General features: G+C 43.7%; 22 protein-coding genes. 17 read left to right on the forward strand and 5 right to left on the reverse strand.

The window, feature by feature from the left end:
* Positions 1-199 precede the first annotated feature (199 nt).
* From HDC92_RS08185 to HDC92_RS08235, 11 genes are all read left to right on the forward strand, one after another.
* Complete coding sequence (locus HDC92_RS08185; protein ID WP_183873689.1) at positions 200-967, forward strand: TetR/AcrR family transcriptional regulator; 768 nt, start codon at positions 200-202, stop codon at positions 965-967.
* Between the two features lie 79 nt (positions 968-1,046).
* The gene (locus tag HDC92_RS08190; protein ID WP_183873691.1) at positions 1,047-1,682 is read left to right on the forward strand and encodes a Crp/Fnr family transcriptional regulator; all 636 of its coding nucleotides are present in this window, start codon (positions 1,047-1,049) and stop codon (positions 1,680-1,682) included.
* Between the two features lie 73 nt (positions 1,683-1,755).
* A complete protein-coding gene (locus HDC92_RS08195; RefSeq protein WP_183873693.1) occupies positions 1,756-2,100 on the forward strand; it encodes a hypothetical protein in 345 nt (114 codons plus the stop codon).
* Positions 2,101-2,102: 2 nt separating this feature from the next.
* Positions 2,103-2,537, forward strand: a complete 435-nt coding sequence (locus tag HDC92_RS08200; RefSeq protein WP_183873695.1) for a MauE/DoxX family redox-associated membrane protein — start codon at positions 2,103-2,105, stop codon at positions 2,535-2,537.
* An 83-nt stretch (positions 2,538-2,620) separates the two neighbouring features.
* Entirely contained in the window at positions 2,621-2,881 is a 261-nt protein-coding gene (locus HDC92_RS08205) for a hypothetical protein (protein WP_015807649.1), read from the forward strand.
* Positions 2,882-2,950: 69 nt separating this feature from the next.
* The gene (locus HDC92_RS08210) at positions 2,951-3,997 is read left to right on the forward strand and encodes a hypothetical protein (protein ID WP_183873697.1); all 1,047 of its coding nucleotides are present in this window, start codon (positions 2,951-2,953) and stop codon (positions 3,995-3,997) included.
* An 81-nt stretch (positions 3,998-4,078) separates the two neighbouring features.
* Complete coding sequence (locus HDC92_RS08215) at positions 4,079-4,429, forward strand: hypothetical protein (protein WP_143715721.1); 351 nt, start codon at positions 4,079-4,081, stop codon at positions 4,427-4,429.
* An 81-nt stretch (positions 4,430-4,510) separates the two neighbouring features.
* Positions 4,511-5,155 (forward strand): DUF6266 family protein, encoded by a 645-nt coding sequence (locus HDC92_RS08220; protein WP_183873699.1) that lies wholly within the window; start codon positions 4,511-4,513, stop codon positions 5,153-5,155.
* Positions 5,156-5,204: 49 nt separating this feature from the next.
* Positions 5,205-5,570 carry a hypothetical protein gene (locus tag HDC92_RS08225; RefSeq protein ID WP_183873701.1) on the forward strand — a complete coding sequence of 122 codons (366 nt, stop codon included), beginning with the start codon at positions 5,205-5,207 and terminating at the stop codon, positions 5,568-5,570.
* A complete protein-coding gene (locus HDC92_RS08230) occupies positions 5,489-6,004 on the forward strand; it encodes a CHAP domain-containing protein (protein WP_255484486.1) in 516 nt (171 codons plus the stop codon). The genes HDC92_RS08225 and HDC92_RS08230 overlap by 82 nt, the downstream gene beginning before the upstream one ends.
* A gap of 6 nt (positions 6,005-6,010) precedes the next feature.
* Complete coding sequence (locus HDC92_RS08235) at positions 6,011-6,649, forward strand: DUF6266 family protein (protein WP_183873703.1); 639 nt, start codon at positions 6,011-6,013, stop codon at positions 6,647-6,649.
* Positions 6,650-6,718: 69 nt separating this feature from the next.
* On the opposite strand, the gene HDC92_RS08240 is transcribed toward HDC92_RS08235, so the two are convergent.
* The 3 genes from HDC92_RS08240 to msrA all read right to left on the reverse strand — a co-directional run bounded on the left by HDC92_RS08240 (position 6,719) and on the right by msrA (position 10,610).
* Entirely contained in the window at positions 6,719-9,298 is a 2,580-nt protein-coding gene (locus HDC92_RS08240; protein ID WP_183873705.1) for a TonB-dependent receptor, read from the reverse strand.
* A 343-nt stretch (positions 9,299-9,641) separates the two neighbouring features.
* Complete coding sequence (locus HDC92_RS08245) at positions 9,642-9,908, reverse strand: 4a-hydroxytetrahydrobiopterin dehydratase (RefSeq protein ID WP_012780652.1); 267 nt, start codon at positions 9,906-9,908, stop codon at positions 9,642-9,644.
* 102 nt (positions 9,909-10,010) lie between these two features.
* The gene (gene msrA, locus HDC92_RS08250) at positions 10,011-10,610 is read right to left on the reverse strand and encodes a peptide-methionine (S)-S-oxide reductase MsrA (protein WP_255484487.1); all 600 of its coding nucleotides are present in this window, start codon (positions 10,608-10,610) and stop codon (positions 10,011-10,013) included.
* A gap of 249 nt (positions 10,611-10,859) precedes the next feature.
* On the opposite strand from msrA, the gene HDC92_RS08255 reads away from it, so the two are divergent.
* On the forward strand, positions 10,860-11,822 hold the full coding sequence (locus tag HDC92_RS08255) for an isopenicillin N synthase family dioxygenase (RefSeq protein WP_183873709.1): 963 nt from the start codon (positions 10,860-10,862) through the stop codon (positions 11,820-11,822).
* Between the two features lie 3 nt (positions 11,823-11,825).
* Positions 11,826-13,661, forward strand: a complete 1,836-nt coding sequence (locus HDC92_RS08260) for an ABC transporter ATP-binding protein (RefSeq protein WP_183873712.1) — start codon at positions 11,826-11,828, stop codon at positions 13,659-13,661.
* A gap of 9 nt (positions 13,662-13,670) precedes the next feature.
* On the opposite strand, the gene HDC92_RS08265 is transcribed toward HDC92_RS08260, so the two are convergent.
* On the reverse strand, positions 13,671-15,482 hold the full coding sequence (locus tag HDC92_RS08265) for a serine hydrolase domain-containing protein (protein ID WP_183873714.1): 1,812 nt from the start codon (positions 15,480-15,482) through the stop codon (positions 13,671-13,673).
* Positions 15,469-17,103: an amidohydrolase gene (locus HDC92_RS08270; RefSeq protein WP_183873716.1), complete on the reverse strand. Its 1,635-nt coding sequence runs from the start codon at positions 17,101-17,103 to the stop codon at positions 15,469-15,471. Before HDC92_RS08270 ends, HDC92_RS08265 begins: the two co-directional genes overlap by 14 nt.
* A gap of 153 nt (positions 17,104-17,256) precedes the next feature.
* On the opposite strand from HDC92_RS08270, the gene mutL reads away from it, so the two are divergent.
* The 4 genes from mutL to HDC92_RS08290 are packed head-to-tail and all read left to right on the forward strand — an operon-like array spanning position 17,257 to position 21,825.
* Entirely contained in the window at positions 17,257-19,128 is a 1,872-nt protein-coding gene (gene mutL / locus HDC92_RS08275; protein WP_012780658.1) for a DNA mismatch repair endonuclease MutL, read from the forward strand.
* Positions 19,129-19,134: 6 nt separating this feature from the next.
* Positions 19,135-19,860 (forward strand): rhomboid family intramembrane serine protease, encoded by a 726-nt coding sequence (locus HDC92_RS08280; RefSeq protein ID WP_012780659.1) that lies wholly within the window; start codon positions 19,135-19,137, stop codon positions 19,858-19,860.
* On the forward strand, positions 19,853-20,713 hold the full coding sequence (locus HDC92_RS08285) for a rhomboid family intramembrane serine protease (protein WP_183873718.1): 861 nt from the start codon (positions 19,853-19,855) through the stop codon (positions 20,711-20,713). The genes HDC92_RS08280 and HDC92_RS08285 overlap by 8 nt, the downstream gene beginning before the upstream one ends.
* The gene (locus HDC92_RS08290) at positions 20,713-21,825 is read left to right on the forward strand and encodes an endonuclease/exonuclease/phosphatase family protein (RefSeq protein ID WP_012780661.1); all 1,113 of its coding nucleotides are present in this window, start codon (positions 20,713-20,715) and stop codon (positions 21,823-21,825) included. The genes HDC92_RS08285 and HDC92_RS08290 overlap by 1 nt, the downstream gene beginning before the upstream one ends.
* The last annotated feature ends 18 nt before the right edge of the window (positions 21,826-21,843 follow it).

The raw sequence follows: 21,843 nt of genomic DNA on the forward strand, positions 1-21,843 counted from the left end.
ACCCGCTTACAGGCGGAACAAAAAACAGCCTGAAGCTGAGGGGATTGTTACGCCTTTATTTTTGGTATAACCATCTGATTATCAGTAAAAATGAACAGAAATAATGCCCCTTAACGCAAAGGTTATGCTGAAAATACCTTTTACCTTCGCTTTCCAAATTATTTAACATTTATTTAACATGGAACAAAAGCAATAAGGTATGGTAACAAAAAAGAAAAAGAACAAAATTAGGGATCCGGAACGAACGGAAAGGGAGGCCCTGGAGGCGACCGGGCAGATTGTGCGTGAAGATGGCTTTGCAGCCATTACCGCTACACGGGTAGCCAGAATGATAGGTATGGACCCGGGGATGATAAACAAACGCTTTGGCAGTTTGAATGGCCTGAAGGCCAGGTATATTGAATTAAGGGATTACCGGAAACGGAACTTTGAAAAATTTATGCTGCCCGAAATGGCCAGTGCCGGAGAGGTAAAGCTGATGTTTATTGAAATGATGCAAAGCAATTTTGACCAGTTTGCTGCCGACCTGGAGGTGCAGGGGATTGTTTTTGAGCAGGTAAGGGTATGGGATCCGCTGATGCACAGCCTGTCGGTACAGCTGGAAAAGGATATGGAACCCTTGCTGGCCCTGAGCGATCCTTATTTTGAGGGTACAGGTGTGGATTTCAGGTCGGGGATCTGTTCTATGCTGGGTGGGATCTATTATCCGGTATGGCATGCCCGGCGCAACAGGAGCAGCATTGCCGGCAGGGACCTTAACAACCCGCGCGACTACCAGGTATTCAGGGATACGATTGCCCGGCAAATAGAGTTTTTTTGGGAGGAAGCAGCGCTGAAAAGGAAGAACCAGATTTGGGCAAGATTAACCAACATGCTCTTTGTTGCAGGTATCTTTTTGACAGAAAAGGTACGGGATGGCTTGAATTGGGTTGTGGACTTGTGTTATGATAAAAAGAGAGAAATATAGGGTGCCTTGCGCACTGTGCCAGGTATAGCTGTTAAAAAGGAAAGCTATAGCGGCAAACAAACAGTTAACGTTATCTTAAATGTTAAACAACAAAATCGCTTTTGCAAGGCTGATGGCCTTGCTGAAAAGCATAGACCCGGATATACCGCTGCCTGCGGGGCTGGAAGACTATCTGTGGAAAAACATGATAGTAGAGGCACTTTGTAACAAAGCCTGCCGGATTGAAGAAGAAAACAAAATACCCAAAAAAGCTTATTATGTAGTGCGTGGCTTTGTGTTGGTATATGGCTACAACCATGAACAGGACAGGTACCTGTTTCGCATTTACCGCGAAAACAGCATTGTGGCAATGGACTGCTTTATGCGGCAGCAAGTATCGCCTTATTGCATCTGGCTTTGTAAGGATACCCTGCTGTGGAGCATCAGCAGTGCCTGCATGGATGCTGTTTATAAGCATTGGGATGGTATGAAAGCATTTGCCTTTAAAACCTCATCTAAACACAATGCGGCCAAGGAGCAGTCGCGTGCTTCATTATTAGGGATAGAAGATATAGAAACGCGGATCCTTGAATTTTACAAAAGGTACAAAGGCTTGCTGCCACCAAAGAAAAGCCCGATAAGGGATGCCTGTATTGCCTGTTTTTTGGATATCAGCAAGGATACGCTAAAAAGAAACCGGCGTAATTTAAAAAATAAAGGTTTGTTAAAATACTAGGCTTTTGGGTGCACCTGCACCCGGGCCTTTTTTTGATCTGCCTTACTTTTACATCGTTAACCAGATATAATTTATGAGTAATCCTTTGGAGGTAAAGATTTATTTAGACAGCATGGTGACGGGAAGTATGATACTGAAAACAAAAATGAAACACTACAAAATTAACGGATTGCTGGATGCTATTCCTTTGGCAGCAGAGGTAGTACAGTTCATCAGGTCGGTGGATGCGGGAGCCAAGCCACACAGCCTTTTTACGCTGGCTGATGTGCAGGGCAGGAAGTATAGGTTTGAATTGAGGTTTGCTGATAACCGGGTGTATTTGGGGTTGAAGTTGAAAACAGAGCAGACTACCGGGACGATGCTGTTTGACTGGGAGGGCGGGTTTGAAGCGTTTAAAACTGGGTTTAAAATAATTTGAACATGATAAAATTGAATAAAAGATTTTGGTGTATGGTATTGCTGGATGCGATCAGGTATCTGTTTATCCTGCTGTTTTTATACGCAGCGTTTAGCAAGCTGCATGACTTTCAAAAGTTTAAGGTGCAGCTGGCCCAATCGCCTATACTTTCGGATTTTACTTTGCTGATTGCACTGCTTGTGCCTGCGGTTGAGATTTTGATTGCTATAGGTTTGGCGTTTAAACGGACTTTACTGCCAGCCCTTTGGGCCAGCTATGGCTTGATGATCATGTTTAGCTTGTACATCATGGTGATAGCTAGGTTTGTTGACAGGCCGGTATGCCATTGCGGTGGTGTTTTTGAGGACATGAGCTGGGATGTGCACCTGCTGTTTAACATGGGCTTTGTGGTGTTAAGCTGGATAGGGCTGGGCTGTGTTGAGGATGAAGCGGTTTAAAAATATTCAATGCGCGTTGAACAGGTGGAAGCCGAAAAGCCTGATTTAAAAAGAGTAGGCATTAATCTTATAATTTAAACAAAATGAAAAAACCATTTTTAATGCTCGTTGCAGTGGCCTGTGTTGCTGTGAGCACTGTGTTTGCGACTGCAAAACCAACAACAAGTGTTTTACTGGGATCGCCTTACAATGACCAGGGTGAGTGTACTACCCCAGGCAATGTAATTGGCACCTGTGATGTAAACTACACGGGCAATGCCTGCCAGCTGCTGGCCGGAGGTGATGCTTACCTGCAGGATACAGAGACTGGCCTTTGTACCATTCCACTGTACAGACAAAACTAGTTTTTGATAACTGTACATGCCCGCTGAACCAAATGGTTTGGCGGGTTGGTTACCCTCAAAATGAAATCTATGAAAAAATTTATCTACTTGCTGATCATTGTTGCTGTACTTTCATCTTTACCTATTCTGTATTTAACCATCCGCTATGCGGTTAAACAGCGTGCTGCTACCTATAATTTTAAAAGGAAGTTGCTTGGGGTGGTTAAAGGCCATAAGGCCATCGATATAAAATACAATTCGTATTACCTGGCCGGTGAGGCTGGAAGTTCGGTTTACCTGGCCAGTGGAACGGCCATTGGCCATTTGCTGAAGGTTGGACCTTTATTAAAGGATACGGTAAGCATTAACCTTGAGCTGAACAGGCAGGAGGTAAAGTTAAAGGGCAGCTATAAGGCTTATGTAGATTCTGGTTCTTTTTACCTGTACAATGGATTGGAACGCAGCATCCTGAAAGGCATGACGGGTGTTTGGAAGGCAGCGGTGTATGGGATAAAGGCGCCATACTTTGCACAGCTGCAACCTTTGGGTACACAAACGATGTTTTTCCGTTTTATAGACACCGATACCCGGGCCAATAGTTTGCGTAAGGTAACAGGGAACGGAGAAAGCATGAGCAATACCGGGATATTTGAAAAGCAGGTAGATGGTCTGTTTTGTACGGACGGTATGCTGAGGTATAACCGGCAGCTGCACATGCTGACCTATGTGTACCATTACCGCAACGAGATTTTGCTGATAGACACGAACCTGAACCTGGTAAAGAAAATAAAGACGATAGACCCGATTGATTCGGCCCGGTTTAAGGTAGATCAGGTACGTTCTGAAAAATCATTCACTTTTGCTTCGCCCACTTTAATGGTAAATGCAAACTGTTCAAACCAGGGCAAATATTTATTTGTGCAATCGAAACTGATGGGCAGGGATGAGGATCTGACCTTGTTCAGGAAAAGTGCGGCAATAGATGTGTATGATCTGGAGAAACAGGTATACTGTTATTCGTTTTACCTGCCCAAATATAAGGATGTACCCATAAGCAGTTTTAAGGCATTGGGGAACAGCTTGTATGCAGTGGCAGGGCAATACCTGACCAGGTATGAGTTGGATTTGCCGGAGTAAGAGGAGGCGTGTTAATAAGATAATTAAAAAAGAAAGGAGAAGATGATGAGTAAACATTTACTATTGTTAAACCTGTATTTAATGAAGGACAACCTGGGGAGCCTGGTTTTAAAGTATGGGGATGTTTCGGCCCGGATAGACAGAATGTGTGCTGCGCTTCAGTTTGCGGGCAGGATGAAACAGCTGATTATGGCCATTGATACCGGGGCCAGCCAGGATTGTGCTTATCGGCTGACCAACCTGAAAGGCCTGGAATGGATATTGAATTGCCGTGTTGTAAAAGGGATGGTTGCCCTTGAGCTTTGGCTGGAAAAGCTGGGTTGCAACGAGCGGCTTGTAGTGCCGTTTGACTGGCGTGGAAGTGTGGAAGAGTTTAGGAATGCCATAAACAGGATGATAGACCGGATGCCAGCTTACCAGTTTTACAGGTAATAAAGAAATGCTGATGCTATCGTTGCTAACCACAGCTTAAAAAGGTTGCAAACGTCAATGAACCCATAAAATTTAAAAGACATGGGAAAATACAAAAAGGGCATCCTCGGCCCATTTCGAGGAAAGGTGGGAACGGTAATTGGCGCAATTTGGCGCGGGATTCACTATTTACGCAGTTTACCTGATGTTGGTGAAGATAACCCAACAGAAGCACAGTTAAATGTACGGGCCAAAATGGTGCTGGTATCGTTGTTCTTAAAGCGGATTAAAGCTTTGATCAATGTAGGCTACCAGAAATTCAACAATGGGATCACCCCGATGAACGCCGCTACTTCTTATCACCTGAAGTATGCCATTACTGGTACGAGCAGCTTGAATTACGCGCTTGATTTTGAGAAGGTAGTGTTTAGTGCAGGTGATTTGCTGGCGCCAAAAGGGGCTGAAGTAAACATTACCCTTGCCGCTAAGCTTGACTTTGCCTGGGTGAATGATGCTGAGCCTGACAGTACTAATGGTACGGATAAGGCAACTTTGCTGGTTTATAACCCAACCAAGGACAAACTGGTTACACTGGTTGCTGCTGCGCCAAGATCGGCAGAGGCTTATGTATTGTCGGTACCGGGCGACTTTTCTGGTGATGGGGTACATGCATGGATCTCTTTTGTAAGTGCGGATGGAAAAGTGGTTTCTAACAGTGTTTATGTAGGGGAGTTTATAGTGCTTTAGTTTTTATGGGGCTGGGAATGGCCAGCCCCATTTATTAAAAAGAAAGTTTATGAAAACATTGAATTTTAGAATGCCGGTGAGGGTACCGGATATTGAACCTTATTTAATAATGGTAATTATGCTGCTGGCCTGGTTTACCCTGCCAAAATTAATGGTGTATGGTGATGGTACAATGGGGTATATTGACCAAAGCATCTGGTTGCTGGTACTGCTAAGCGCAATGAGCTTTTTACTGATGCTGGCTTTGTGCTGGTGGTTGTTGCAAAGGTTTTGGGTAAATGCTGGTTTACCGGATTTGAATAGTATGGTTTTAGGATATAAGGAGTTAAAGTTATGGCAACAGTTAGGATTTTATTTTGCCTGTTTTGCTTTGTTGCTGCTGGCAGCAATTGGGGCTTTAGTGGCGGTGATGTAAGACAAGACGTGCTAAAGGTTGCACGGGGAGAGGTAGGAATAAGAGAGCTGAGGGGTAATAATGATGGCAAGCGGGTAAGGGAATATCTGTCTTATACTGGGATTAAAGTGCCAGCTCCATGGTGTGCCAGTTATGTTTCTTTTGTTTTTGGGAAAGCTGGTTATGCCCAGCCCAGGACGGCCTGGTCGCCTGCAATGTTTCCGGCTTCGAGGATTGTAAAGGAACCCAAGCCTGCAGATGTGTTTGGGATATGGTTTCCGAGCCTGAAAAGGATTGCGCATGTAGGCCTGGTTGAAAAGGTTAAGGATAACTGGATTTACAGCATTGAGGGAAATTCATCACCAGATGGAAGCAGGGAAGGTACGGGGGTGTATCAAAGATTAAGGCATAAGCGAACGATTAAAGTTTATGCAGATTGGATAATTAACAATTAAAGCATTATGGCAAGATATAAAAATGGAATAAACGGAGCAGTATCCGGGAAAATTGGCAATGTGGTTGGTGCAAGTTATAAAGGTATAGATTACCTACGAAGCCTGCCGGAAACTACAAAACCACCTACGGTAAAACAGCTGCACCAGCGCCTGAAGTTTAGCGTAATTACAGGTTGGTTAAGGCCTATACTAAGCTTGATCAATATCGGCTTTCAGATACTGACAGGCTATAAAACGGCGATGAACAGGGCAGTAAGCTACCACATGAAGGAAGCCTTGACTGACAATGGGCAGGAAGTGGCGATTGACTTTAAAAAGGCCATATTTAGCCGGGGCGAGTTATTGGTGTCCTGGATACTGGAAGTTTTATGTCTGGTAAATGCGGTATTGCGCATTAAATGGGACAACGGTCCGGAATCGGTATTTAGCAATGCCAATGACAAGGCCAGCTTTATCATATACAATCCGCAAAAAGAGAAATTTGTGACCTTTCAAAATGTGGCAAACAGGCAGGATAAGGAAATGGTATTGCAGCTGCCGGAAAATTTTGCAGGTGATAGGGTACACGCCTGGATGCAGTATGCCAATGTGGAAGGGGATATGGTAAGTACGAGTGTGTATCTGGGTGAGCTGGAGCTTAGCTGAGTACCTTTAGGCTTAAATAAAAAATTCCCGACACAAGGCCGGGAATTTTTTTATACAAGGGCCTGTTTTTTAAAAAGCATAACGCAATGTAGCCCCATAAGTTCTTGGGTCGCCAAGTACACCTGCATACAAACCGGAGTTACCTGCTGCTGCCTGCAATTGTTCGAAGTACTTGGTATTTCCAATATTTCTGCTCCAGCCAAAAATGGAGATTTTATCTGATTTGAATCCAATCCTTGCGTTCACCAGGGTATAACCATCAACATTTAATACTTTTGAAGGTGTTGGGTTTGAAGAGTATTCTGAACGGTAGCTGATATCACCTGCAATAAAAAACCTGCCGTCTCTTGTACCTACTTTGCCAGGAGTACTAAATTCGGCACCACCGGAAGCATTCCATTTAGAGATCCCCGGCAATCGTCCTCCGGAAGCATCTTTAAAGGCCACCTGGGTAGCTACGCCATTAACAAGTTCTGTATGGCCGGTTTCTTCCAAAGGTAGCGGTGCATTGGTAAATTTTTTATATTTACCATCCAGGTAAGCTACAGCTGCATTTAAAGTTAAAAACCTTTCCAGCTGGTAACTTCCATCAACTTCCAGACCTTTTACGTTCACTTTTTCTGCATTTGCAAGATACCCCCTGTTTACACCCAGCTGAGGAGATTGTACATTGGTTTGGTAATCTTTAATATCTGTATTAAAGGCGGTTAAATTTACAATCGCACCTTTCACAGGTTTTGTTTTTAAACCGAACTCATAGTGCTGAACATATTCCGGTTTTACGACAGCAAGAGATAGATCTGCTTCTCCGGTGCTGGTAGTTGGCAAGCCCCCAACATTCACCCCAACTGGTTTATAGGCGGTAGAGAAAGTTCCATAAACGTTTAACTTGGTAGTAGGACGGTAGGACAAGGTAATGTTTCCAGACAAATTATTGTTATCTGTACTGGTATTGAACTGCTGATTGGCATACACAGCAGCTTTAAGGGCAAGCAGAGCAGGGTCAGTAGTTTGAAGACCGCCATAAGTTACCCTGTCATAATCCACATCTTTTTTATCGTAAGTGAACCTTAAACCAGGTAAAACATGCAGGTGTTCTATAAATTCCCAATCGGCCTGTGCAAAGATAGCCGCACTTAACGATTTGATGGTTGAATTGGTTTTGATGCCAAAGCCATCCAGCAGACCAGGTGTAGTGTACCCTGCCTGAGCACCGGTTGCAGCTGTTTGTACAAATCTCCATTGATCTTTACCCACTTCTTCAGTCTGGGACAGACCCTTCAAATTCTGGGCAAGCGCAAATACACCGATCACCCCGCTTAATTTTTCTGTGAGATTACCAGCATATCTCACTTCTTGAGAATACTGGTCATGACGCGAGTTACCTTGTGATTTGGTTAGGGCCGACAATTCAGAGAAATCCCTGTCATTTGTAGGATCCCAGTTCCAGAATCTCCAGGCGGTAGTTGAAGTAAGTGTTCCGTTTCCGATCTTATAATCCAAATTTAAAGATATCCCGCCAATTGACTGATCCTGTTTCCATGGCGTATTGGTGTTGATCTCTCTTGAAAAAGGGTCTATTTTAGGTTGCTGATATCCTAAATCAGAAACAATTTTGGCATACTGACGGTAAGCGCTTCTTTCTGTAGCAGTTACACCGGCAATTACCAGTGGATAGCCTGCCGGGTGCTGAATGCTTACATCACTGCTTAACAACACCTGTAATTTATCTGAGGGCGTAAAATACAAAGCGCCTTTAAAACCAAGGTTGTTTTGGCCGCTGTATCTGCGTTCTTCTCTGGTATTGTAAATTGTACCATCTCTTTGAGTACCCGATATGGCTAACTTTGCTGCAAGATTTTTTGCTACCGCACCTGAAACCGAAGTTTTTGCTTGTATAAAATTGTAGTTTCCAACATTCAGTTCAACTTTTGCTGTTGGAACCAGGGTCGGTTTTGTGGTGGTGATGTTGAAGGCACCCGCGGTTGTATTTTTACCAAATAAGGTGCCCTGTGGGCCACGCAGGATTTCTATCTGTTCTATGTCAAGAAAATCTGTAGAAGTAGCTGCAGGACGGGCCTGGTAAACTCCATCAACATAAAAACCTACTCCCGGGTCAATACCGTCATTGGTTAATCCAAATGTTGAGCCCAATCCCCGGATGTTAAGTGTAGTGTTTCTTGCGTTTGAAGCATAGAGCTGTACTGAAGGTACCAGTTCTTTTAAACGGTTAACGTTAAATGCCCCTGCGTTTTCTGCAGCCTGACCACCAATAACTGTGATTGCGATGGGCACATCCTGTAAAACCTCCGACCGTCTTCTTGAAGTTACAACAATTTCGTCCAGCTCTGCATTTTCAACCAGGGTTAATTCCAAAGGCGTATCCTGAAATTTCAGGATCTGAAAATCCTGGGCTTTATAGCCAACGGAGCTGACTTGAAGATAGAATGGGGGCTCCTGTTTTGTACTGATGCTGAATTCACCTTTATCATTAGCCAGTGTAGTGATTTTTGTGCCTCTGATGAGCACAGTGGCATTGGGTACAGGAGCACCATTCGCCCCCTTTATAATACCCGTTATCTGGCTTTGAGCAAAAGTAAAGCTTGCCGAAAGCAAAAATGGGAGGATGAAAAGTAATACTTTTTTCATAATTTGATATTTGATTGTTTGTTTAGTGATGCGGAAGTCCATAAAAAATCCATTAGGATATTTAATATCCTTTACAGGTTGTCTAAAAATTTGTGAATTGGGTTGGTATGCGTATCCGGTTATAGCTGATAACGGATTGCTATATGCTGCCTCAACAACAACAGTACAGGAGGAAGTTATTTAAAACTGCTTTCATTATCATTCTTTTTTTGAGCATTAAAACTAACATAGTGAGGCAAATGTATTAACATTTTTTGTTATTACAAATAAAATCTATAGAAATTGTAGTTTTTATTTAAAGCAGCTCTTGTTTAATGATATATTTTCCTTTATAAATGGACAGTTACCTGATTTCTACTTCTAATAGCTTATCGATCTCTTTTGCAAGGTTTCTGTCTTTTTCTGTAACCACATCACCCGCGTCATGTGTATAAAGCCAGATTTCCACTTTATTCCATTCATTGGTCCATTTGGGGTGATGGTTGTTTTTCTCGGCCAGAAAAGCTACACGGATCATAAACAGAAAAGCTTCCTGAAAATCTTTAAATATGACAGCTTTATATAGCTTTTTATCTTTTTCTTCCCACTGTTTTTGCAAAATCCTTTCCATGGCTCAGCTGCTAAAGAATTGCCTGATTGCAATCCACAGCATAAAACAATGTTCAACTTCATAAGTTTTATGAAAGTTGCAAACAGATGGGGACAGGGCTTTTCAGTGTTTTAGTTTTGCTTTAAAAACCTTTTCCAGCTTTTCCAGTTTTGGCAAAATCACCATCCTGCAATAAGGCTGGTTGCCATTCTTATTGAAATAATCCTGGTGATAGTTCTCGGCTTTATAAAATGGAGCTGCTTTTTCTATCGCGGTAACAACGGGTTTGCCATAAGCATTGGAGGCATTGAGTTCTTTTTTATACTTTTCGGCAGTTTGTTTCTGCTCATCGTTGTGATAAAATACTACAGACCGATATTGTGTACCGATATCGGCACCCTGGCGGTTTAAAGTGGTCGGGTCATGACTTTTCCAGAAAACCTCAAGCAGTTCATCATATTTGATTTTAAGCGGATCGTAAGTAAGCTCTATCACCTCGGCATGGCCGGTTGTTCCGCTGCATACATCCTCGTAAGACGGATTGGGTACCTGGCCGCCTTCGTATCCGGAGCGTACGCTAACCACACCGTTAAGCCTTTGAAATAAGGCCTCTGAACACCAGAAGCAGCCCATACCAAATGTTGCCTTTTGTAATTTCCCGGATTGTGCTTCGGCACGGTTTAAGGATAAGAGAACTATAATCATAATTGATAAATACTTCATGATCGTATCATTATAAAGGAGAACCATCTCTCTCCTGTAAAGTTACGTAACCTGGAGGCTTATAGTTTTAGCCATTAACCAGGTGGTAACTAACTTTACAATCAACTGATAATTTAAGCCATTTAAGTTTGCTTGTGGATAACTTAAAGCATTTGATTGCAGTTATTTATGCAAGATACGTTTTTGAAGGTAATGTTTATTAACAATAGTTTTCTTAAATTTAAATGTTGTTACCTATAAAAAAATACTATGTCAACACCTTATATTCCCTGTTTGGATCTGGGTTCCTACATTGATGGAAACGAAGCCCAGCGTAAAAAATTTTCTGATGAACTGGGCAGGGCCTTTAATGATTCGGGTTTTGTGACCATCACCAATCATGGATTGGACCAGGAGCTGATCGATAAGCTCTATCAAAATATACAGGCCGCATTCAGGCTATCGCCTGAACAAAAAAAGAAATACGAAAAAGCAGAGCTTGCAGGCCAGCGTGGCTATACCAGCCCGGGCAAGGAAACTGCAAAAGGTGCAAAAACTGCCGATCTGAAAGAGTTCTGGCAAATTGGTCAGGAAGTGGAGGATGGCGACCCTATAAAGGAACAATACCCAGATAACGAATACCTGGAAGAAATTCCAGGGTTTAACGAGGTAACCAGAGAGATTTACCAGCGGCTGGAAAGCAATGGCAAGCACCTGTTGCGGGCGATTGCAACTTACCTGAATCTGCCTGTTGATTATTTCGATAAGCATGTGCACAATGGCAATTCCATTTTAAGGGGGATCCATTATTTCCCCATTGAAAATCCGGATCTGTTGCCGGATGATGCGGTAAGGGCGGGTGCACATGAAGATATTAATCTAATTACTTTACTGATCGGAGCCAGCGCCGATGGACTGGAAGTGCTGACCAGGAGTAACGAGTGGTTGCCCATTAAGGCACACCATACCGATATTGTGGTTAATGTGGGTGATATGCTGCAGCGTCTGACCAATAACAAATTAAAATCGACCACACACCGCGTCGTAAACCCGCCACGCGAACTGATGAAGACTTCACGTTTTTCTGTCCCTTTCTTCCTGCATCCAAGAAGTGATATGGATCTGACAAGTCTGGAGTCCTGTATAGATGCCGCACATCCAAAAGTGTATGAAGACATGACTGCCGGTGAATACCTGGATGAACGCCTGAGGGAGATCGGTCTCAAAAAGTAAACTTTGGCAAAGCAGCTGAATGAAATAGATGCAGAATCGCTGACTTTTAAAGCCAGGGTAGCTGCACTGGGCAACCTGCCTGAATTTTTTAAGCTGGTATGGCAAACCAGCAGATGGATGACCATTTGCAATTTTTTGCTGCGCATTGCCCGTTCAATGATGCCACTGGCCATTTTATGGGTGGGTAAGCATATTATTGATGAAGTGGTGCTGCTGGGCACCGGCAGGGCTGGGGTTTCCCAGGAATTTCTCTGGAAACTGGTAGGGTTGGAGTTTGGTCTGGCCATTTTAACAGATATTTTAAACAGGTCTATTAACCTGATGGATGGCCTGCTGGGCGACCAGTTTGCCAATTACACCTCAGTCAGGATCATGAAACACGCAGCAACGCTAGACCTGGACCAGTTTGAAGATTCCGTTTTTTACGATAAGATGGAACGTGCCAGGCAGCAGACAGTAGGACGTACCGTGCTCCTGTCGCAGGTGATGGGACAAATCCAGGACCTGATCACGATGGGTTTTCTGGCAGTAGGCCTGGTGGCCTTTAATCCCTGGCTGATCCTGTTGCTACTGGCTACCATTTTGCCCGCATTTATTGGGGAATCTTATTTTAACGACAGAAGTTACGCCCTCTCGCGCAGACGTACACCTGAACGCAGGGAGCTGGATTATGTGCGTTACCTGGGCGCAAGCGATGACACGGCAAAAGAAATTAAGGTATTTAACCTTTCAGGATTTATCATAGACCGTTTTAAAACACTGTCAGAGAAATTTTATACAGAGAACAGACAATTGTCGCAACGCCGGGCAACCTGGGGAACATTTTTTTCTTTTCTGGGTAGCACTGGCTATTACCTGGCCTATGTTTATATCATTTATAAAACCATTAACGGGGCAGTTACCATTGGTGAACTTACGTTTTTAGCTGGTTCTTTCCGGCAAATGCGGGGTTTAATGGAAGGGGTGCTGCTGCGTTTCACGGCCGTTTCACAGGGTGCCATTTACCTGAGCGATTTCTTTGAATTTTTCGAGATTGAGCCCAAGATCAGGAAATTGTTAAATGCAAAGCCATTTCCAAATCCGATCAGGCAGGGTTTTGTTTTTGAAAACGTAGGCTTTCAGTATGCCCATTCATCCCGCTGGGCAAACCGGCATTTGAGTTTTACCCTTCATCCCGGAGAAAAGCTGGCCCTGGTAGGTGAAAACGGTTCGGGCAAAACAACACTCGTTAAATTGCTGGCCCGGCTTTACGATCCCACCGAAGGTCGGATATTGCTGGACGGGGTAGACCTGAAAGCATACGACCTGGATGAACTGCGCTTAAATGTGGGCATCATTTTTCAGGATTACCTGCGTTATCAGATGACCCTTGCACAGAACATTGCTGCCGGGAACATTATAGAGCAAGATAACAGGGCATTGATTGAATCGGCAGCGAAACAAAGCCTTGCGGATACCTTGATTGAAAAGCTACCTGCAGGTTATGATCAGATGCTGGGCAAGCGTTTTGCAAATGGGGTAGACTTATCGGGGGGCGAATGGCAAAAGGTGGCGCTGGCCAGGGCTTATATGAAAGACGCACAGCTGCTGATCCTTGATGAACCTACCGCCGCCCTTGATGCCAGGGCAGAGTATGAAGTTTTTGAACGTTTTGCCGAATTGACAAAAGGGAAATCAGCAGTGCTGATCTCCCATCGTTTTTCTACAGTAAGGATGGCCGACCGGATCCTGGTACTTGATAAAGGGCAGCTGATCGAGATCGGTAGCCATGAAGAGCTGATCCTTAAAAAAGGCCGCTATGCAGAGCTGTTTGAACTGCAGGCCAAAGGCTACAGGTAAACAGCCGGCTTAAATTCCCGTATCAATGGCCTTATTGATGGCATCCTGAATCCTTCCCCTGATTTTGAGTGTACCTAACTTTTCGCTTACGACAGGGTTTACACGGTTAGAAAGGAATATGTAAACCAGACCCCGTACAGGATCTACCCATACGCAGGTCCCGGTGTAACCGGTATGACCATACGTTTGTGGCGATGCCAGCGCTGAAGGATATGTTTTGGTCAGGTCCGGATCCCAGCGATCGAAACCAAGCCCCCGGCGGCTGATGGTAGATTGTTTGGAGGTAAACAACTCCACTGTTGGGCGTTTTATGTATTCTTTACCCCCATAACTGCCTTTATTCAGCATCATCTGGTAGATAATGGCGATGTCATTTGCATTGCCAAATAAACCGGCATGTCCAGCTACACCACCCATCAGGGCCGCAGTAGGGTCATGTACATAACCGTCAAGCAGTGCATTGCGGTCTTTGTCGTTTTCTGTTGGGATGATCTGGTCCGGGCTAAAACGCTTAAGCGGTAAAAAACCGGTTGTCTGCATACCAAGGGGTTTATAGAAATGTTCATCAACATACAGGTTTTCCGGCTCCGAAGTAATTGTTTCTACAATTTGCTGCAGCAGGCACATGCCAACGTCGCTATATACATATTTTCCTCTGGTCCTTAAAGGAGAGTTCAGCATATCAGGCTGCATCACCTCTTTAAAATAATTTTTTCTGAGGTAATAATTTTCATTGACCTTGGTAGGAAAGGACGCTGAAGAATCTCTGCTGTGATCTGAAGGTTTCACTTTGCCAAAAGTTTGAATATCCGGGATCAGCCCTGCCTGATGGAGCAGTAATTCACGTACTGTAAGGCTGTTTTTATCTGTTGGCCGTGCAAGTGCCACATAGCTGCCAAGTGTAGAATCCATACTTAATTTTCCTTCGTCGCTGAGTTTCATACACTCCATGGTAGTCGCAGTGATCTTGGTCATGGAAGCAAGATCAAAGATGTCCGTCAGGCGGTTAGGCTGCAGCTTATCATAAGTATGGTGTCCGTAAGCTTTATTAAAGATCACCTTACCATCTTTAGCTACCAGTACTACCATGCCGGGAGTGGCACGTTCTCTTATTGCCTCCTCAGCAATCTTATCTATCTCTTTCAGGTTGTTTGAATTCACGCCGGCGTCTTCCGGTACCGTATATTTGAGGCGGGTGGCTACCGTAGTGAAGCCGGATCCCCCGATATATTTGGGAGAATAACTGGCAACCAGTTTTTTGCTGACACCAATTCCACCAAAGATTACCTGGGGCAACACCATTGCTGCCAGAGGTGTGTTTTGATCGGTCCAGATCAGTGGTGCTTTCAAGTCGTCAAAAGCAGTTAAGCTGCGCCCCTCTCCGAGTAAACATACAATTACCTGCTTGTTTTTAGTCAGGCTCCTGATGAACCCCAGATTTCTGGCATCGCCGGTTGCTGTGGAAGGAATGGTAACGACAACTGTATTAAAATATTTCAAATCATCTTCAAGACTGTTTAGAGTGGTCTGGGTTTGATAGTCTGCCGATGAATAAGAGGCAACCTTTGCATATTTGTTGAGCAGGCTGTCAAATACCTGCTGACTGCCAAAGCCGAGATTAACGGATGCAATGGTTTTCTTTTCCAGGTCTAATAGCGGAATAATGTTGTTGTGGTTGTTTAACAGGATGGTATTGTTGCTGATCTTGTTTAAAGCAGCAAGTTGCTGCTCATTTTGCCGGTGGTCCTGTGCGCAAGCGCTAAGCCTGAACAGGACCATAAAACTGATGGTCATTAAGCCGAACAGATTATTTTTTTTCATATACTTTTTCTCCGTTAATATAGGTTTTTAGAACTTGTGTGTTAAGGATTTGTGCAGGGCTGGCCTTAAGAAGGTCCTGGTCAAGGATCACAAAATCTGCAAACTTGCCCGTTTCGATACTACCTTTCTCCTGCTCTTCAAAATTGGCTTTGGCGGCCCAGATGGTCATACCCCGCAGGGTCTCTTCTTTGCTTAGCCCATTTTCTTTTTGGAAACCACCTTCGGGATAATTGCTGGCGTCTTTGCGGATGGTGGCGGCATAAAAAGTAAGCATAGGGTTAATCTGTTCTACCGGAAAATCTGTGCCTAAAGGAATCCAGCCATTTTGTTTCAACAACTGTTTAAAGGCATAGGCCCCCTTAATGCGCTCGGGCCCCAGGCGGTCTGCAGCCCAATACATATCTGAAGTAGCATGTGTAGGCTGTACAGAAGGAATGATATTGGCCTTGCCAAAAAGATCGAAATCTTCGGGGGCAATTACCTGGGCATGTTCTATGCGCCAGCGCTTGTCATTTTTGCCCCCCAGCACCTTGTTGTATATTTTAAGAATGGTACGGTTGGCCGAATCACCTATGGCATGTGTGCACATCTGGAAATTCTTTTCAGCAAGTTTTTTTGCAATGGCTTCAAAATGTTCAGGATTACTGAGCAGAAAGCCACTTTTATCAGGCATGTCGTGGTAAGGATGCAGCAGGCAGGCACCCCTGGAACCCAAAGCCCCATCGCCCATTACTTTAAAAGCCCGCACGTTTAGCCGCTCTGTTTTAATGGCACCCCGTTTAAACAGGTAATCATAATTGGGCTGATGATCAGACAGCATCACATACATTCTCATTTTGAGCTTATGGCCGGCCTGCATTTTCTCTATTAAATTTACCAGTTCATAATTGCTGCCGCAATCATCAATGGTTGTCAGTCCTGCTGCAAAGCAATTCTGCTGGGCATCCATCAGTATCTTTTCCATTTGCTGCGGTGATGGTGCCTGTATTTTATTTTCAACAAGCGAAGTGGCATTGTCTATCAATAAGCCTGTAAGTTTGCCGTTTTTACTTACAATTTCTCCGCCGGTCAATACATAACTCTTGGTAAGTCCGGCTGCATCAAGTGCTTTCTGATTGGCAATTGCCGCATGGCCGTCTATGCGGGTAAGGAATACCGGCCGCTCAGGAAACAACTGGTCAAGTTTCGTTTTATCCGGGAACTGTTTGCCCGGCCAGTCGTTCTGGTCCCAGCCATTCCCGGTCAGCCAGCCGTCAGGATGTGTTTTGGCAAATTCGGTCAGTCGCCCGCATACCTCTTCCCAGCTTTTGGCTTCTCTGAGGTCTGCATCCTGCAGGCTTTGTCCGTAGCCAAAAAAATGTGCATGGGCATCAATAAAACCCGGGTAAACTGGCTTTCCCAAGGCATCAATTTCCTCCGGAGCAGTATAAGATTTCCTGATTTCTTCTGTATTGCCCGTGGCAAGGATCTTCCCGTCTTTTACCGCAAAAGCCTGAACAGTGTCAAAAGCACCGTTAACGGTATAAACCTGTCCGTTGTATAAAATAAGATCGGCCTTTTGTTTGCTGCATGAAACAAAAAGCAATGCTGCGGCAGATAAAACTGTAAGAAAACCTTTCATAATTTAAAGATAGTAAAACCTTGCAAAAACACGCAAAGTACGGCAAATAAGTGCAGACTGATTTTTTAACTGTACGCCGACAAAATATTATGGAATGAAATAAAGGATGCGTCTTATTTTGCCTAAATTAGCAGCTTTACCGAAGATAGATAAATGTCAGATATTATACAGCTTTTACCCGATAGTGTGGCCAACCAGATCGCAGCAGGCGAGGTGGTACAGCGGCCTGCGTCGGCTGTAAAAGAGTTATTAGAGAACGCGATTGATGCGGGGGCAAATAAAATACAGCTCCTAGTTAAGGATGCCGGAAAAGCCCTGATCCAGGTGATAGACAATGGTTGCGGAATGAGTGTAACCGATGCCCGGATGTGTTTTGAGCGCCATGCAACCTCTAAAGTACGTAAGGCTGAAGATCTGTTTGCGATCCGCACGATGGGTTTCAGGGGCGAGGCCATGGCTTCTATTGCAGCCATTGCCCAGGTAGAGATGAAGACCCGCAAGCATGATGAAGAGCTGGGGACCGTAATAGAGATTGAAGGCTCTGTTTTCGTAAAACAGGAGCCTGTTGCCTGTTCTGAAGGTACCAGCATCAGCATCAAAAACCTTTTTTACAATACACCCGCCAGGCGCAATTTTCTGAAAAGCAATCCGGCCGAGATGCGCCATATTATTGATGAATTTCAGCGGATATCACTGGCACATCCTTCAATCGCCTTTAGTTTGCACCATGATGGCGTAGAGATCTATCGCTTGCCTGCTTCGGTATTGAAACAGCGGATTGTGCATTTGTTTGGTAATAATTACAACGAACGGCTGATCCCTGTTGAAGAAGAAACCAGCATCATTAACCTAAAAGGATATATTGGCAAGCCAGAATTTGCCAAAAAGACCAGGGGTGAACAGTTCTTTTTTGTAAACAACCGCTTCATTAAAGACGCTTATTTAAACCATGCGGTTAACAAGGCTTATGAAGAGCTGCTTGCAGATGATCATTTTCCGCTGTATGTGCTCTTTATAGATATAGATCCGGCAAATATTGATGTAAACGTACACCCAACAAAAACAGAGATCAAATATTTAGATGAAAAATCTATCTATGCCATTCTGCATTCGGCCATAAAAAGATCTTTGGGCAGGTTTAACATTAGTCCGACTATAGATTTCGATCAGGAAACCGGCTTCAGCAATATGATCACGCATAAAGCCCCTGAAGAAATTGTGCCGCCAAGCATTAGTTTCAATCCTGATTTTAACCCCTTTGCTGAAGATAAACCTAGCCCATCCAGGGATGCAGCTTATGCAAGTTTCCCTAAAAGTTATGGTGGGGGCGGGGGTAATATCAAGCCCAGCACAAAAAACTGGGGCTCATTGTATGAGATTGCAAACCATAATCCTGAAACCCAATCGGCACTTGACCTCCCTGCCGATCCTGCCGGTCATCAGTTTAGTCCTGTGCAAAAGCAGCTGATGCAACTGCACAACCGTTATATCATTTCACAGATCAAGTCTGGATTGATGCTGATCGACCAGCAGGCTGCGCATGAAAGGATACTTTATGAGCGTTTTACCCTGCACCTGGAAGACAGAAAGGGTGCTTCACAGCAAAGCCTGTTCCCACAAACGGTAACTTTAAGCCCCAACGATTACGAACTGGCCAAAAGTTTGTTGGAAGACATTAAAAGCTTAGGTTTTGAAGTAAGAGAGTTTGGGAAAAATACCCTGGTGATTGAAGGGATACCAGTTGATCTGGGCGGAGGAAATATCAACGAAACGCAATTGTTTGAACACCTGATAGAAGGATTTAAAAACTCGCAGCAGGAACTAAAACTGGACAAAAGAGATGCTCTTGCCAGAAGTATGGCCCGGAACAGCGCCATAAAAAATGGCACCGTACTGGGACAGGAAGAGATGAATACGCTGATAGAGCAACTTTTTGCCTGTAAAACACCTAACTTTAGCATCAGTGGCAAGCCGGTTATCCAAACCATCGGCCTTGCAGAACTGGATAAAAAATTTGATAAATAGAGCTGAATGAACAACATCCATATACCTCCTGTAGTAAAGAACCTGCTGATTATAAATGTAATTTTTTATGCGGCTATGTTCATGTTCAGAGATGGACAGGGTAATTATTTACTTGTAGAAAAACTCTCTGTATTTTACTTTGATTCGCCCCATTTTAAAATCTGGCAGCCCATTACCTATATGTTTATGCATAGCCCCGGAACTTTTATGCATATCTTTTTTAACATGTTTGCCGTTTTTATGTTTGGAGGGGTACTGGAAGCCAGGTGGGGGGCAAAGCGGTTTTTGAACTTTTACCTGATCACTGGTCTTGGTGCATTGGGCCTGCAATGGGCAGTACAGGCTTTTGAAGTGCACCAGATTGTTGGTACTGCCATTCCCGGAGAGGCGCTTTTCCAGATGAAAAATTTTACACAGGCACAGGCAGAAACATTAATGGGCATTTACAACGGCCCAATGTTGGGTGCATCCGGAGCCGTATTTGGTTTGCTGGTGGCATTTGGGATGTTATATCCAAATACCGAGCTCTATATTATGTTTATTCCCATTCCGATAAAAGCCAAATACATTATCCCGGTATACATCATTTTTGAGCTTACCATGGGTGTAGCACAGGTACAGGGCGACTCGGTAGCACACTATGCCCATTTGGGGGGTGCATTAATTGGCTTTATTTTGGTTAAGCTTTGGGGAGATAAAAATAACGATAGATTTTATACCTACTATGAATAATAACCTGTTTAAAGATTTAAAGTATAAGGTATTCCAGTCCGGCAATCCTGTATACTTTTATATAGGCATCAATGTCATTATTTTTGTGGCATTTGCGCTGATCAATATCCCTTTCTTTCTTTCTGGAAATGGTGGTGGCATTTACAGCGGATGGATCAGGGAATATGCAGGCTTTCCGGCCGATTTGGCCAAACTGCCAGTTCGGTTTTACACCATTTTAACCTACCAGTTTTTTCATGATGGCCTGCTGCACATTTTATTTAATATGTTGTGGCTGTTCTGGATGGGAAGAATTTTTCTCGACTTTTTAAAGCCACGTCAGTTTCATTTTGTATACCTGGCAGGTGGTTTTGCCGGGGCATTGCTGTATTTGCTGGCCTACAATACTTTTCCTGTATTTGCAACTGCTTTGCCGCAGGCCACAATTATAGGATCCTCAGCTTCAGTAATGGCCGTTATAGTGGCAGCCGCTACCTTAGTGCCCGATTACAGCATCAGGCTGCTTTTTTTAGGTGATGTAAAATTGAAGTATCTTGCATTGGCATATATCGTATTGGACCTGATTGGGATGGCAACTACAGATGCGGGCGGAAGCTTTGCCCATCTTGGCGGTGCTGTATTGGGTTTTACGTATATTAAACTGTTGAGAAAGGGGACAGACTGGAGCAGCCTGTTTAAACGTAAACCAAAATTAAAAGTGGTTAGAAATGAGTTTGCAAAACAGGGGGCTAAAAAGGCAGATGCCGTAAACCAGGAAGAGATAGACAGAATATTGGATAAGATCTCAAAATCTGGTTACGATAAACTAAATAAGGAAGAAAAGGAAACTTTATTCAAGGCGAGTAAACATTAATGAAGCGTTCAAAACCAACATTTATAGATAAGTTAGTCCGATTAGGGGCTATAGGGTTGGCCACTGCACTTGCGCTGGGGATTTTGGCAGGTAATATAGATCCGCGCAGTTTTCAACTGATCGCTTTTTTTGGACTGGCCTATCCTTATGTCCTTTTGCTCAATATAATAATGATTGCATGGTGGTGCATTCGGAGAAGGTGGCTGTTCGCCGCCACTACACTTGTCCTCATTTTACTGGGCTGGCATTCATTGACCACTACTTTTGGATTTATCGGTGAAAAAGGGCTCGGTCCCAAGGCAGATCCGGGACTGATCCGTATGATGACCTATAATGTGCATAGTTTTAAGCCTTATGGAGAGGGAAACATAGAATCTGTAAAGCAGCAGATGTTAGATCTGATAGAAAACGAGAATCCGGATATCATCTGTTTTCAGGAGTATTTTACCCGTAAGAAAGGCCCGTATGACATTACAGACAGTCTGAAAAGGATATTAAACAAACCCTATCATTATTTTGAACCCATTTCTCAAAATGATTATGAAGCTACCGGGCTGGCCATTTTTTCCAAATATCCTATTAAAAATAAAGGTACCATAGCTTTTAATAAAGTTTACCGGGGCAATAGCAGTATTTATGTTGATGTTACAGTTAAAAATAAAATGTTCAGGATTTATAATGTCCACATGCAGTCTATATCCTTTCAGGAACAGGACTATATGTACCTGGACCAGGTAAAGTACCAGATGGATCCTAAACTTTATGCCTCAAAAAGAATCCTGGTAATGTTAAGAAACGCCTTTTTGAAGCGCAGTGAACAGGTGGACATCATGAAGGCTCATATAAAAACCTGTGAACTGCCTTTCATTATTGCCGGTGATTTTAATGATACCCCTGCATCTTACGCTGTAAAGCAAATGACAAAATCATTAAAAAATACTTTTAAAGAACAGGGAACCGGCTTTGGGAAAACTTATAATGGTAAATTTCCAAACTTCCAGATCGATTATATTGCCACTACACAAAATTTTGATGTGATGAACTACCGCATCATTGAAGCTAAATTATCAGATCACTTCCCTGTTCGCAGCGACCTTAGATTAAACCCCTAAAATATTTACCTTTGCAAT

The sequence above is a fragment of the Pedobacter sp. AK017 genome, from assembly GCF_014200825.1.
GTDB lineage: Bacteria > Bacteroidota > Bacteroidia > Sphingobacteriales > Sphingobacteriaceae > Pedobacter > Pedobacter heparinus.